The 13514-nt window shown below is 60.8% G+C and carries 10 protein-coding genes and 2 pseudogenes; 8 read left to right on the forward strand and 4 right to left on the reverse strand.

Annotated features, from left to right (window positions below):
• The first annotated feature begins 85 nt into the window (after positions 1 to 85).
• On the forward strand, positions 86 to 430 hold the full coding sequence (locus G3N99_RS02580) for a DUF3088 domain-containing protein (RefSeq protein ID WP_174932930.1): 345 nt from the start codon (positions 86 to 88) through the stop codon (positions 428 to 430).
• Between the two features lie 46 nt (positions 431 to 476).
• Positions 477 to 1475 carry an ABC transporter substrate-binding protein gene (locus G3N99_RS02585; protein WP_206121560.1) on the forward strand — a complete coding sequence of 333 codons (999 nt, stop codon included), beginning with the start codon at positions 477 to 479 and terminating at the stop codon, positions 1473 to 1475.
• Between the two features lie 131 nt (positions 1476 to 1606).
• Here G3N99_RS02585 and G3N99_RS02590 read toward each other — a convergent pair whose 3' ends face one another.
• Positions 1607 to 2026, reverse strand: a complete 420-nt coding sequence (locus tag G3N99_RS02590) for a hypothetical protein (protein WP_241011429.1) — start codon at positions 2024 to 2026, stop codon at positions 1607 to 1609.
• 310 nt (positions 2027 to 2336) lie between these two features.
• Here G3N99_RS02590 and G3N99_RS02595 point away from each other — a divergent pair, with 310 nt between their 5' ends.
• From G3N99_RS02595 to G3N99_RS02605, 3 genes are all read left to right on the forward strand, one after another.
• Positions 2337 to 6113 carry a tetratricopeptide repeat protein gene (locus G3N99_RS02595; RefSeq protein WP_206121561.1) on the forward strand — a complete coding sequence of 1259 codons (3777 nt, stop codon included), beginning with the start codon at positions 2337 to 2339 and terminating at the stop codon, positions 6111 to 6113.
• A 120-nt stretch (positions 6114 to 6233) separates the two neighbouring features.
• Entirely contained in the window at positions 6234 to 6788 is a 555-nt protein-coding gene (locus tag G3N99_RS02600; RefSeq protein ID WP_241011430.1) for a tetratricopeptide repeat protein, read from the forward strand.
• 129 nt (positions 6789 to 6917) lie between these two features.
• On the forward strand, positions 6918 to 7196 hold the full coding sequence (locus tag G3N99_RS02605; RefSeq protein ID WP_206121562.1) for a hypothetical protein: 279 nt from the start codon (positions 6918 to 6920) through the stop codon (positions 7194 to 7196).
• A 56-nt stretch (positions 7197 to 7252) separates the two neighbouring features.
• Here the strand turns inward: G3N99_RS02605 and G3N99_RS02610 are convergent, their stop codons facing one another.
• Positions 7253 to 8188, reverse strand: coding sequence for a LysR family transcriptional regulator (locus G3N99_RS02610; protein ID WP_174988319.1), 936 nt, complete (start codon positions 8186 to 8188; stop codon positions 7253 to 7255).
• Positions 8189 to 9940: 1752 nt separating this feature from the next.
• Here G3N99_RS02610 and G3N99_RS02615 point away from each other — a divergent pair.
• Together G3N99_RS02615 and G3N99_RS02620 are read left to right on the forward strand one after the other, a co-directional pair.
• A complete protein-coding gene (locus G3N99_RS02615) occupies positions 9941 to 10207 on the forward strand; it encodes a hypothetical protein (RefSeq protein WP_174932940.1) in 267 nt (88 codons plus the stop codon).
• A gap of 17 nt (positions 10208 to 10224) precedes the next feature.
• Complete coding sequence (locus G3N99_RS02620; protein ID WP_206121563.1) at positions 10225 to 11868, forward strand: DUF2334 domain-containing protein; 1644 nt, start codon at positions 10225 to 10227, stop codon at positions 11866 to 11868.
• A gap of 214 nt (positions 11869 to 12082) precedes the next feature.
• Here the strand turns inward: G3N99_RS02620 and G3N99_RS02625 are convergent.
• Positions 12083 to 12283: pseudogene (locus G3N99_RS02625) on the reverse strand (transposase domain-containing protein); the annotation flags it as partial.
• A gap of 22 nt (positions 12284 to 12305) precedes the next feature.
• On the opposite strand from G3N99_RS02625, the pseudogene G3N99_RS02630 reads away from it, so the two are divergent.
• Positions 12306 to 12548, forward strand: a pseudogene (locus G3N99_RS02630) (transposase domain-containing protein); the annotation flags it as partial.
• Positions 12549 to 12715: 167 nt separating this feature from the next.
• Here the strand turns inward: G3N99_RS02630 and G3N99_RS02635 are convergent.
• Positions 12716 to 13360 carry an NUDIX hydrolase gene (locus G3N99_RS02635; RefSeq protein ID WP_174940509.1) on the reverse strand — a complete coding sequence of 215 codons (645 nt, stop codon included), beginning with the start codon at positions 13358 to 13360 and terminating at the stop codon, positions 12716 to 12718.
• Positions 13361 to 13514: the final 154 nt, after the last annotated feature.

Raw genomic sequence — 13514 nt, forward strand, 5'->3', positions numbered from 1 at the left:
CCTTGGGCCGGCATGCTCCGGGAGCAGAAGGGCGTGCAAGCGCGCGTTCGCCCCGGCTGAACAACGAACACGGGAGCCGTTAGTCATGAGTCGCGATGTGCTGTTTCTGCTGGAGCCGGGCTTTGTCGATCCGAAGCATCCGGGCCAGCGCTTCGTCTGTCCGCATGGACTGTCGATCGAGGGGCTGCTGGCGAGCGCGCCCGATCGTGCGGGTCGAATCGACGTGAAACGCATCGGCTTCGAGCGGCCGCGGCACGCGGTGATCGACGCGCTCGACGATGCGCACCAGGGGCTGCCGGTTCTCGTGCTTGGCCGTGACCAGCCGGCGCCGGACGACGCACAGACGCTCGGCGACGTACGCTTCGTCACCGACGCGCGCCGCATCCTCGAACTGCTGGCCGAGCGCCACGGATTTCCGGTGCTGCATTGACGCGGCGGCGTTCACTTCCCGTTTGATCGACCGACAGGGGCACCCGATGTCGTCAATCTCGGCGGCGCGCCGCCGTTTGCTGCTTGCCGGCGCCGCGGTCGTGGCGGCGCCATGGGCCGCGAAGGCTGCATTCGCGGCGCCGGACGTCAACGCCGATCTCGCCGGCACCACATTGCGCGTCGCGACCTACAAGGGCGGCTGGCGCGCGCTGTTGCTGGCAGCCGGGCTGGCCGACACACCGTACCGGATCGACTGGCGCGAGCTGAACAACGGCGTGCTGCACATCGAGGCGCTCAACGCGGATGCGCTCGACATCGGCTCGGGCAGCGAAATTCCGGCCGTGTTCGCCGCGCGCCAGAAGGCCAACGTGCGGCTTATCACCCGCGTGCGCGAAGACCTGAACAACCAGGTCACGCTTGCGCGCAAGGACACGCCGATCCGCAGCATCGCGGACCTGAAGGGCAAGCGCGTCGGGTACGTGCGTGCGACGACGTCGCACTACTTCCTGTATCGCCAGCTCGCGGAGGCGGGCCTGAGCTTCGACGACATCCAGCCGATCAACCTGTCGCCGACCGATGGCTTGTCTGCCTACGATCGCGGCGACATCGACGCGTGGGCGATCTACGGCTACAACGGCCAGCTCGCGCGCAATCGCTACGGTGCGCGCGTGCTGAAGACGGGGAAGGGCTATCTGTCGGGCAACTTTCCGGTCTATGCGAACCCGCGCACGCTCGACGATGTGCGCCGTCGCGCGGCGACGGGCGATCTGCTGCTGCGATTCCGGCGCGCGTATGCGTGGGCGAACGGGCATTTCCGCGACTATGCGCTCGTGCAGAACCGCGAGACGCGCGTGCCGGTCGCCGACCTCGTCGCGATGTTCGACCAGCGCAGCGAAGACTACGCGCTGCTGCCGGTGACCCCCGACGTGGTGGCGCAGCATCAGCAGGTCGCGGATGTGTTCGCGCGGATCGGTGTGCTGGATGGGCCGGCCAGGGTCGCGCCGCTCTGGGATACGTCGTTCAACGCGCTGGTCGAGGCGACGTGATCGGGGGCAATGAGAAGATCCCCATGTGAGAGAGGGCCGCGTTCACGCGCATGTTGGAAGCGCGGTGTTCCCTGCGTGAGCGAGGCTTCACGCGCGGCGTGGGCCTCGTCGAAAGGTCTTGTGTGACCGGATCAGGCGAACGTCGTCGCGACCATGATGCCGAACACGACGCCGATCGCAATTCCGCAGAGCCGGCCGTAAATCGATGCGCGCACATTGTCGTCGAGCACGAACGGCGAGCGTTTGTGCTTCCATACCGTGCTGAATGCCACCGGGCGGGTCAGCAGGGCGATACACGCGAGCAGGACCGGCGTGGCGATGAGCATCGCGATGCGCTGTCCGTTCCAGTCGACGCCATGCATCGCCAGCGAAACGATCGCGGCAAGCGGAACCTCGACGCACAGGCCCAGCAACGAACCGTTGACGAATGAATCTCCGGGGGACTGAAACATGATCGGTCCTAGCGTTCGAATGAAATCGGCGCCCGGCTCGAGCTCCCGAAGATAAAAAACCATGGCCGTTGCCCACGGTCGGTCGACCGCGTTCGACATGAGCCAGGATGACGGCCGGATAGTACGGCAAATCATTGGCCCGTTGACGGTCATTCAAGCTATTTAACAAATGTCCCGGGTTGGAGCGCATTTTTATGCTGCATCGGGATATCGCGCCGTGATAAAAATCGGGCACCTGGTCGTTGTTGGCGCGAGTAGAGGCTGCGCGACCGACATGGCTGCAGCGCATTGCCGTTCCGGCACGAAATATGACCCTGGCCGGTTTCCGGATCGACCGGGCTTGTTCCGGAGCAGGGCACGGGTGGAATGAACCGATGGCAATGGCGAAGCGTCACCCCTCCAGTCGAACATGAGCGAATACAACGTTACGGGCAGTGACGCACCACGCGTCGGCGCGGCAAACGCGGAATTTTCAGCCGGCGTCGCCGCGCATCACGCCGGGCAGGCGGCGGATGCCGCACGGCATTACCGGACGGCGATTTCGCTTTACCCCGATCACACCGAGGCGCTGAACAATCTCGGCATCCTGCTCGAAGCGGAAGGGAATGCCGGTGAGGCGGAACATTGCTACCGGCGGGCCCTCGAGATTCATGCCGGTAACGTGGACGCCTGTTTCAATCTCGGCCTGTTGCTTCACGACGGACAACGCTTCGCCGAAGCGGAAGCCTGTTACCGGCGCGTCCTGGCATCCAGTCCCGGCCATGGTCCGGTGCTGCGCAGGCTCGGCCTGCTCCTGCAGCTCATGGGCCGTCACGCCGAAGCCGAACGCACGTTGCGCGATGCCGTGATCGCCCGTCCGGGCGACGCCGTGATTCATGCCGATCTGGCGACGCTGCTCCAGGCACTCGGGCAACTCGACGAAGCGGAGCGGCATTATCGGGAATCGCTCTCGTACGAGCCGAACGGCGTAGCGACGCACAACCTTCTCGGCACGTTGCTTCACAAGCGCGGACGATTGCCGGAGGCCGAGACGTGTTTTCGGCGTGCGGTGTCGCTGCAACCCGACGCTCGTGAAGCGCGAGGCAATCTCGGCAACGTGCTGTTCGAACAGCAGCGGTACGGTGAAGCCGAGGCGTGTTACCGCGAGGTGCTTGCGCACGATCCGTCGTTCGCGGAGGTATGGAGCAACCTGGGCCGTCTGCTGCATGACGCCGGCCGGCTGGACGAGGCCGCAGCCGCCTTGAGACACGCGCTGACGCTCGATCACGATCGCGCGCCAACCCTGTTCAACCTGAGCCTGGTGTTGCTGGCGATGGGGCAGTACGAAGAAGGATGGCGCCACTACGAAGCGCGCTTTCAGCCTTCCTCGCACTGGGGCGACACTTCGGCGTATCGCGTGCTGGCAAGCTTGCCGGCGCCGCTCTGGCAGGGCGAACCACTCGACGGAAAATCGCTGGTCGTCTGGCCCGAGCAGGGGTTCGGCGATGTCGTGCAGTTTGCGCGCTATCTGCCGCTGCTCAAGCAACGCGGATTGTCGACGCTGACGGTGGTGTGTCCGGCCGCGTTGACGAGCCTGATCGCGACGGTCGACGGCGTGGATCATTGTGTCGGGCTTGACGAGGCGGCGGCGCTTCCGGCGCACGATTACGCGATCCCGATCATGAGCCTGCCGTTGCACTGCGGAACGACGCTCGACACGATACCCGCGACGGTGCCCTATCTGCACGTTCCTGCACCGCTCGTCGAGCGCTGGCGGAGCAGCGTGCCGGCGGCCGGCTTGAAGGTCGGGCTGGTCTGGGCAGGCGATCCGCGCCCCGACCAGGCGCAGGCACACGCGACGGACCGCCGCCGCTCGCTTCCGGCCAGCGCGTATCTGCCCCTGCTGCAGATTCCGGGCGTGAGTTTCGTGAGCTTGCAGAAGGGCGAAACGACCCGCCGGCAGATCGACGCGATTCCGCCGTCGCTTCGACCTGTCGATCCGATGGAGCACGTGCGCGACTTCGCGGACACGGCGGCGATCATCGCCCATCTGGATCTCGTGATTACCGTCGATACGTCGGTGGCGCATGTGGCAGGGGCATTGGGCAAGCCGGTCTGGATCCTGTCGCGCTTCGACGGCTGCTGGCGCTGGTTGGCGGATCGGGACGATTCGCCGTGGTATCCGCGGGCGCGGCTGTTTCGCCAATCGGAGCCGGGGCGGTGGAGCGATGTCGTCGAGCGCGTTGCGGGTGCCCTGGAGCATCTTTGTGCCGAACGGGAGGCATTGCGCGTAACGGCGGTATCTCAGGAAGACCTGGATCGGCGGTTCTCGGCGGGCCTGCAGTTGTTTCCACAGCGCCGTCTGGCGGAGGCCGTCGCCTTTTATGATGCAGCGCTCTCGACGGAAACGGATCCGTTTGTGCGAGCGTACCTGCTGGGCTATCGGGCGCAGTCGCTCAACGGCCTCGGCCGGGTGGACGAGGCACTCGAACAGACCGATCTGGCGTTGCAACTCGATCCTGCGCAGTTGAGCGCGCTATGTACCCGGGCGTACGCATTGTTGCTGAAGCAACAATTTCAGTTGTGTCTCGAATGCTGCGACCGAGGGCTCGCATTCCATCCCGACCGGATCGAACTGCTGCACAATCGTACCGCCGCGTTGGCAGGACTCGTGTGCAATGACGCGGCGCTGGAGACGAGCGAACGCATCCTGGCGCTGAATCCGCACGATGCGCGGGCGCTCAACAACAGTGCCGTCATGCTCGACCGATTGGCGCGTTACGACGAGGCAGCTCAGCGTTACAAACGCGCGGTTGCGGTCAACCCGGACGAGCCCTGGGTACTGGGCGCGTTGTTGACCGCGCAGCTGCGCACGTTCGACTGGGACGGTCTCGACGGGTTGCGGGAGCGCATCGCATCTCGTGTGGCCGACGGGCGCCCGACCATCGAGCCGTTTCGCTACCTGGCCGTATGTGCCGATCCGCAGCAGCAATTGGATGCGGCCCGAATCTACGTCGCCCACCGCATCCCGAGGCCCGCAACGCCTTCGGCCTTTCGGTCGGCAGGCATGCCGCGCGGAAAGATCCGCATCGGCTATTTCTCATCGGACTTCCGCACGCACCCGATGATGGAGCTGATGGCTGACGTGTTCGAGCTGCACGACCGCGAGCAGTTCGAGATCCATGCATTCTCGTTCTTCGACGACCCGAATGATCCGGCGCAGAGGCGGGCGCGAGCGGTGTTCGATCGCTTCCACGATGTCGACGGCATGACGTCCGACGAGATCGTCGCCACCGCGCTGAACGAGACGCTGGATATCGCCATCGATTTGAACGGACACACGATGGGCGCGCGGCCGATGGTGTTCGCGACGCGCATCGCGCCGGTGCAGATCGCCTACCTGGGATATCCCGCCAGTACCGGTGCTGACTATATCGACTACATCCTCGCCGACGAGGTCGTGATTCCGCGCACGCACCAGCCCTTTTATTCAGAAAAGGTCATCTACCTGCCTGACTCGTTTCAGCCCAACGATCGACACCGCGAGCCGCCCGGCAGGCTGCTGGATCGTTCGGCCTACGGGTTGCCGGAGCACGGATTCGTCTATAGCTGCTTCAACGACCCCGTGAAGCTGCTGCCGTTCATGTTCGAACGTTGGGTCAACATACTCAAGGCTGTCGAGGGCAGCGTGCTGTGGCTCCACTGTCGAAACAGCGAAATCGCACGAGGCAATTTGCGACGCGAAGCCGCGTCGCGCGGGCTCGATCCCGGACGGATCGTCTTTGCGCCACGCGTGCCGCTGGCGGACCACTTCGCGCGACAAGCGTGCGCCGATCTCTTCCTCGATACCGTTCCATTCAACGCCGGGGCCACCGCAAGCTGCGCGCTTTGGTCCGGGTTGCCGGTCTTGACGGTTCCAGGCGATACGTTTGCCAGCCGCTATGGCGCGAGTCTTCTGGCGGCGGTTGGCTTGCCGGAGTTGATTGCGCCGGATATCGATGCGTATGAGGCCATCGCAGTGGATCTTGCACGCTCGCCCGGCAGGCTCGGCGCAATCAGGCAAAAGCTGCGCGAGGCGAGGGACCAGTCACCGCTTTTCGACACGCGTCGATTCGTGCGGCATCTGGAGCAGGCTTACCGCCTCGTATTGCAGCGATATGCCAGCGGTTTGCCGCCGGACACCATCGATCTGGCGGTCGCGGATTGACAACGCCAAAGACGCCGGCGCGACGGATATCGGGGAAAAAGAAGCTGCTGGATAACGTGCAACAAAGATGATGGACAGATGGGTACTGTCTCAGTGCATCACATACGATCGGGGAATGGGATGTCGTTTGATGAGGACTTCAATGGCGTCGCGGCACAGGTGCGCGAGGCGGAGGCTGCCGGACAGTTCGACCGGGCGGCCGATCTTTTCCAGGCCCTGTTTGAAAAATATCCTCGTCGCGACGTCGTTCTAAAACCCTATCTGGACGCACTGTTGCGTCAGGGCCAAGCAGGCAAAGCGCTCGAGGCTTGCGACCGCGCCATTGCCGCGACACCCGAGTCGACCGTTCCGTGGCGCGAAAGGGCGGCGCTTCTCTGCTTCAATCACCTGAACGATCCCGCCACCGCGATCGCCAGCTTGAAAGATGGACTGGCTGCGTTTCCGTCCAATGCCGAGTTGCATCTGATGCTTGCCGACGCGAGTTTCCAGATGCTCGACTTCGAGACGTCACGCCGGTACGGTTTGAAGGCGGCTGAATTCGGCGATCTGACCATCGCGTTGCGAGCGCGCCATCGATTCATTGAGGATCACGAAGGTGCCGTGCACATCGCGCGCGCCATTCTGGAAAGATACCAGCCCCCCTGTGATTCTTTGGTGTGGATGAATGCGGCATGACCGGCTTCGAAATCGCAAGCATCCGAAATCAATTCACTTCGAGACGTTCGATTTCGCGCTATCGAGAAGCAATTCGGGCGATGAATGGCAAACGTCCGGCAGTGTAGAAAACCGGTTGAGTGCTCGAGCATGCTGCGTTACACACACAAGCAGGATCAGCGTCCCGAGGGCCTGTACGGCGTCAACGCCTCGCTTGACCAGGGCATGGCGGGCAGGGAAGGGGGACTGGATCGGCAGACGGACGAGCTCGTCGCGGCGCCGATCGCCCGGTACGACGATCGGCTGCGCGTGACGCCCGTGGGCGTTTTTGCCGAGGCTGTCGAGCATCTTGAACGGATGCGCGAAGGCCGTTCATACGATCGGCATCCGGATCGGCGCGGGGGTGCCGCGGCCCCGCCAAGCAATTGATGCACATAGCGGACGACTCGTCGCCGGTCAGGAGATCTTGCGCACTTTCATCGCCATCATCTAAGCGCTGCGAGCATTGCCTTGTCTGATTCCAGCGCGCGCGGAATCTGCGCACGCAGTGCTTCGACGAAGGTCTTGATCTTCGCGTCAAGGTATTGTCGCGACGCATATAACACATGCACGGTCAGCGGCTGCAGCGTAAAGTCGGGCAGGACGCGCACAAGCGCGCCGCGGCGCAGCTCCGGCAACGCCGTCGACATCGGGACCGCACCAATACCCGCACCGTGGCGCAATGCGATCGCGAGAGGTTCGGCGCCGTTGACCAGGAATGATGCTGGCGGCAGATGGAACTTCTCGTCGCCGTGCGGTCCATCGAATAGCCACGCATCGGGTGGAAACAACGACGACACGATCGGCACACACTGATGCCCGACCAGGTCGGCAACTTCGCGCGGCGTACCGCTTTGCACCAGGTACGACGGAGACGCGCACAACACGCTGTGCATCTCCCCGAGAGGGCGTGAAATCAGTGCCGAATTGGGGAGCATGGTTGCGCTCAGCTGCAGCGACACGTCGTAACCTTCGTCGATCATGTCCGGCACCTGCTGCGACAACGTGAGATCGACCGTCACCGCCGGATACTGTTTCCGGAACGCCACGATGGCCGGCACGATGTATGTCTGGCCAAAGCTCGTCGGGCTGTGAACGCGCAGGCGACCTGACGGCCGCGCCTGCGCGTCGGCCGCCTCGGCCTCTGCTTCGTCGATCGATGCGAGTAGCTGCTCGCAACGCCGCAGATAGCGCTCACCGACTTCCGTCAGCGCGACATGACGAGTCGAACGATTAAAGAGGCGTGCACGCAGATGCGTTTCGAGCGCACCGATCGAGCGCGACACGGATGACGTCGACGCTTTCATGTGCGACGCCGCGCCCGTGAAGCTACCAGCCTCCGCGACGCGCACAAATATCTTCATGTTCTGCAGAATATCCACGTTTCCCTTATAGTCGACTGGACGTGCTGGGGCATCCGGGTGGTACCGACATCAGTCCCGCTGGCGCAGACACGTGCGCCCAAAAATGCAATCGGATTGTCGTCATTGAATCCGCCGCCAAATATTACGCATTCCTCTACAAGTGACTCACTCAATCGTTGTTCGATGATCATCTGGAACTCGACCGATGACGTTCGGGATCGAGCGCCGGCGGAACGATATCTCGAACGGCGCGATGGGCTCCAACGGATCAGCGATGCGGTGGCACATAGCGAAGGGTCCGGCGGCGGCTGTCATGAAGGCGCGGTACACCACTGCCAGAAGTTGTGATCGGCGGATTCGCAGGGTTCCAGCGGAAGCCATTGCCGGCGCATGTCGAGATGCGACTGGAGCATCAAGCTGGCCGGCGCGACGGCAAGGTCGAGCACACATCGGGGCGTGGACAAAACGGCGGCCGCAACGTGCCATCGACAACCGTTCTTCCAGGGCATCGTTCCAGATCGGCAATGACGACCCGACCTGCGTATGCGAGGGGAATTCAGCCTTCGCGGGTATGCTGCAGGTTGTTTTGCAGCGAACGAATACTCCGCGATCGCCCCATTCGGATCAAGGGTTAACGTGCATCATTTCCGTACTTCGAAATTAAGGCATGTCGCCGCCTGACGGTGTCGCGACAACGTCGACTTCAACTGGCAGTTGTCCTGCTGCTTGACCCGGGCATGGCGGGCAGGGAAGGGGGACTGGATCCGCAAACGGACGAGCTCGTCGCAGCGCCGATCGTCTGGTACGACGATCAACTGCGTGTGACGCCCGTGGGAGTTTTTGCCGAGGCTGTCGAGCGGCTCGAGTGGATGCGCGACCGCCGTTCATACGGTCGGTCACCGACACGTCTGGGCAGTACCTGAGACATATTCGGTTGAGTCCGCTGAAACAACGCGACGCTTGCGACGAGACGTTTTGTCGAGGGCAAGGAGCGTGGCTGACCTGCATTGGTTTGTTCGGATGAAAGCCATCCCGATACTCGATCGACGATAACCAGAAGATCGGCTTTAATCATCCGACATCATTCTTCGACGAAATTCCTGTCCTTTCGAATCAGTTCGCCCTCTATCGAGCGCTTGTCGATTGGAGTCTGACAAGGTGGCCGAAGCCAGCTAGACAAGGCGTTGTTGTCCAGCAGCACGACGTCTCAGGCTCGAAACGTTCGGGCACGCAGTCGAATCTTGGCTGAAAATTCGTGATCCATATCATTTTTCACTTCACCTGTCAGCGTAACGAACGCCAGGTGTCGATGAATTCCCTCGTTTCGCTGCTGGCACTGATGAACCTTGGAGCAGGTGCCACCGCGCACCGTCACCTTACGTTTCGTCGACGTAACGTTTTCATATCTTTCAACGCTCTCCCGTTTGCATTGTTACCGGGCCGCTTCGGTGGAACGGAGACTGGCACCGTTAATGCATGCGTGACCGACGTAGCGATCAGCGAGCCTGCGGCTGCACTTTCGACATCCGTCTCAGTGGTCGGCTGTTTCGAGGTGTAGCGGTGGTCTTCACACTCGGGCCGATGTGACCGATGACACGGACGGTTCATTCGTCAGGCGAGCGACGATGCGTGGAGCTATTCGTATGAGGTTGTATCAGGCACGCATACCGCTGCGGTGCGCGCCTGCCTGACACTCAAGGTGCACACGAGGCGTCTTTCCCAATCGCACACCCCGGTTCTTAGTCAGAGGTCAGTGAAAGGAGTTCTCCAATGAAAGCCTCGCTCAAGGTTACTGCGGCGTGTGCCGCGATTTCGTCCGTGATTGCATTGACGGGCACCGTCTGGAGCGCCGGAATCCCGAGTGCTTCCGTCCCGCACGCGCGCGTTACGCCTCCACCACGCACGGTTGTAGCGACCGAGATTATGCCCGGCGTGCCGGAGGAGGGGAAACGCCATGCCGAGCGCGAGCATGGCAGGGGACCGAACTTCAAGGAAGGCAAACATCGCCTGAGCAACGGCAACTTTCAGCGCGACTAGGCGCGCAGGAGATCACCATGAAGAAGCTCATTCTCGCGTGGGTGCTGGTACTCGGGTTCGCCTTTGCCCAGATGCCGTCGCCCATGTTCGCGCAGACCACCACGGCGAAAGTCCTGGTGCTCTATGATGCCCCACCAAACGACGCGTACTCGAAGCTCGGTCTGGCGTACGCGATCATGCTGCGCAACCTGCTTGGCCATTTCAACACCAATGTCACGCTTGCGCCCGTCGACAGCTATACGGCCGGAACTGTCGAAAAGTATCAGGCGACTTTCTATCTCGGGGACTATTACAACAACACGATTCCGTCCGCTTTTCTCGCTGACGTCGTCAAGACGTCAAAGACGGTGGTGTGGTTCAAGAACAACCTGTGGGAAGTCGCATGGGATCCCTCGTACAACTTCACGGCCCGCTATGGATTCACTTTCACCGGGATAAGTGGACTGGCCAACACGCCAACGAGCAGCAACCCGAACCCGAACTTCTTCGACACGGTGCTTTACAAGAACATGAGCATGGTCAAGTACTATGCGTTCAACGCCAGCACCGGCGTGGTTAGCGCGGATCCGGACATTGGCGTCACTGCGGTGTCCGATGCGACAAAGGCCAATGTCCTTGTCACCATCAAGAACAGTCAGACAGGTGCGCAGGCGCCGTACGTCATGCGCGCGGGCAATTTCTGGTACTTCGCCGACGTGCCGTTCTCGTACATCGGGCCACGCGACCGCTACCTGGTGATTTGTGATCTGCTGCATGACATTCTCGGGACCAACCAGCCGGTGCTGCATCGCGCGATGGTGCGTCTTGAAGACGTCAACGCGTTCACGACCACGTCGTCGATGAAGACGCTGACCGACTACATGTATTCAAAGCGCATACCGTTTTCTATCGCGACCATTCCGCGGTACGAAGACCCGCTTGGCGCCTATAACAACGGCGTGCCGCTGACGGTACACCTCGCCCAGGCGACTGGTCTGAAGCAATCCCTCAATTACGCGCTGGCCCGCGGCGGCAAGGTCCTGATGCACGGCTACACGCATCAGTACAATTCAACGCCGAATATTGTCAACGCGGTGAGCGGCAATGACTACGAGTTCTGGCTTGCCACGCAGAACCGCCCCGTGGACGAAGATTCGACACAGTGGGCTTCGGCTCGTCTGAGCGCCGGCCTGCAGGAATTTTCGTCGAATGGATACGTTCCCTTTGCGTGGGAGGCGCCGCACTACCAGTCTTCGCCCCTTTCCATCAAGGCCGTTCCGCCGCTATTCAAGACAACCTACCAGCGGGCCGTCTACTACACGTCAGATCAGCCGAACCTGAATTCGACCGCACCGAATCACGACTTTTCGGTCGGTCAGTTCTTCCCGTATATCATCAATAGCGACTATTACGGGCAACGGGTGCTGCCCGAGAACCTCGGGAACATCGAATACAACATATGCAACATTGATCCGTCCTCGTGTCTGGCATACACGTGGCAGGATCTCTATACCAATGCGCAGTACGCACTGACGGTCCGGGATGGTTTCGCATCCTTCTTCTTCCATCCATTCTGGCTTGAGCCCGATCTCGGCACGCCCGGCCTGCAGGATTTGCAGAGCCTCGTGAGCGGGATAACCGGTCTCGGCTTCCAGTGGGTTGCTGCGTACGACGCCAAGTAGTGTTGATGTTCACCCGGAGTTGACCGTAAGCGGTGCAGTATTGGCGTCCATCCAATGATGTTCTGAGCGAGGAGCATAGGTGTCGACCTCATTTTGCGAGGTCGACACCTGTATCCACGACGAACGCCGTCGAGAGCATCAACTGTAAGCGATCCACGAACGACGCCCGTCAGCGGAAGGTGGCAGAACGCGTGAGGTGTGGTAGCGGTGCGGGTCAGCGGAGATTGGCCGGCATTTTCCACGGAAGCAGCGCGGTGCAGTCGTCGACGGTCTTCGCCAGCGGGAGACGCTGGAACAGCCAGGTGAGATAGCGATACGGATCGATACCGCCGGCCTTGCAGGTTTCGACGAGAGAGTACAGGTTGGCGCTCGCGTTCGCGCCGTCGACGGTGTCCGAGAACAGCCAGCCGCGACGCTTAGGAAAGCCTTTCCATAAGCGCCGGGGCTGGCTGTTCGCCGATACGGTTGCTGGTGCGCAGGCGAGTGCGAATCTCTACTCGCTGGTCGAGACGGCCAAGGCCAACGTCATCGATCCCTATCGTTACCTGATCACGTTGTTCCAGAAGTTGCCTCTGGCGAATACTGCCGACGACTACGCGGCGCTCCTGTCCTGGAACACTCTGGAACGGACTCTACACTGTCACCGGACCAAACGCGGGGAGCAGGTCACCGCGAATTGAATCTCAACGACGAAATGAATGGTTGCACGTAAGGATCGTCAATGCCGCGCGCAGTGCCATAACTCGATCCCACCGACGAGAGTTATTTCGCGACATTTGGCGTGAACATCCGCACAAATCCCTTGTATCTGCATTTAAATCACGAAAGTAATATTCACCCAAAAACCTCACGCCTTGCGATTGAGAATGTGAAAACACAAATACTCCAAAATGCAGTAATACCAACCTACATTATCATCGTTCTTCATTGATTCTATCTTGGCCCAGTCATTTTTATTGGAAAAACTCCAACGCCAAACCCATTTCAGCTCGTTATCAGCCGGCCACTCTTTTATGCCATGCTTCCGTGCATATAAAGTTATTTCTGAATACGTTTCAATATCCCTGCGCATAATCGCCCCGGCAATATCCCTGGAATTAGGTAAGGCGATTTCTGATATATTGCTCCACGTATTTTCCACGCCTTCTTCGCTTGCGCAAAAATATACTGCCGAAAAAGCAAAGCTCGTTGCACTGGGCGGCAACACCTCACCCTTCACATTGAATTTCACTGTTTTCGGCGGATTATTATCGGGGCTGAGCGGCAAATTGAATCCAGTTTCCTCCAGGAACTCGCGCCTAGCACCGTCCTCGATATTAGATTCCTCCAACTTGCCTCCAGGCAATGCATATTCTCCAGGGCCGCTTTTTATCGTCCACCCAAGCGCATTGACCTTCCCCCCGTCGGCTTGGGTATAGTATGACTTTATCTGTTTTTTAGCCATTAGAAACGTACCGCTCTTATCGTATAAGACGGCATAAACAGAAGCCATGATGCCTCCGCAATTTGATTTTACGCACGATGCCGTTCGGCATTGATTCGGCTGCCGAACAATCGATGTTGCGAGATTTGACCGATCTATTTCCGCTCTGCCGATGGCGAGCTACGCCCGCCATCAGTGTCCCCAACAATTGAGGTTCACGAAA

This window comes from Burkholderia sp. Ac-20392 (genome assembly GCF_017104585.1).
Lineage (GTDB): Bacteria > Pseudomonadota > Gammaproteobacteria > Burkholderiales > Burkholderiaceae > Burkholderia > Burkholderia lata.

What these genes read in the sequence shown, in the direction of transcription:
- G3N99_RS02615 (WP_174932940.1), top strand. Translation starts at nt 9,941, where the DNA reads ATGAAAGCCTCGCTCAAGGTTACTGCGGCGTGTGCCGCGATTTCGTCC.
- G3N99_RS02590 (WP_241011429.1), bottom strand. Translation starts at nt 2,026, where the DNA reads ATGTCGAACGCGGTCGACCGACCGTGGGCAACGGCCATGGTTTTTTAT.
- G3N99_RS02600 (WP_241011430.1), top strand. Translation starts at nt 6,234, where the DNA reads ATGTCGTTTGATGAGGACTTCAATGGCGTCGCGGCACAGGTGCGCGAG.
- G3N99_RS02620 (WP_206121563.1), top strand. Translation starts at nt 10,225, where the DNA reads ATGAAGAAGCTCATTCTCGCGTGGGTGCTGGTACTCGGGTTCGCCTTT.
- G3N99_RS02585 (WP_206121560.1), top strand. Translation starts at nt 477, where the DNA reads ATGTCGTCAATCTCGGCGGCGCGCCGCCGTTTGCTGCTTGCCGGCGCC.
- G3N99_RS02595 (WP_206121561.1), top strand. Translation starts at nt 2,337, where the DNA reads ATGAGCGAATACAACGTTACGGGCAGTGACGCACCACGCGTCGGCGCG.
- G3N99_RS02605 (WP_206121562.1), top strand. Translation starts at nt 6,918, where the DNA reads ATGCTGCGTTACACACACAAGCAGGATCAGCGTCCCGAGGGCCTGTAC.
- G3N99_RS02580 (WP_174932930.1), top strand. Translation starts at nt 86, where the DNA reads ATGAGTCGCGATGTGCTGTTTCTGCTGGAGCCGGGCTTTGTCGATCCG.
- G3N99_RS02635 (WP_174940509.1), bottom strand. Translation starts at nt 13,360, where the DNA reads ATGGCTTCTGTTTATGCCGTCTTATACGATAAGAGCGGTACGTTTCTA.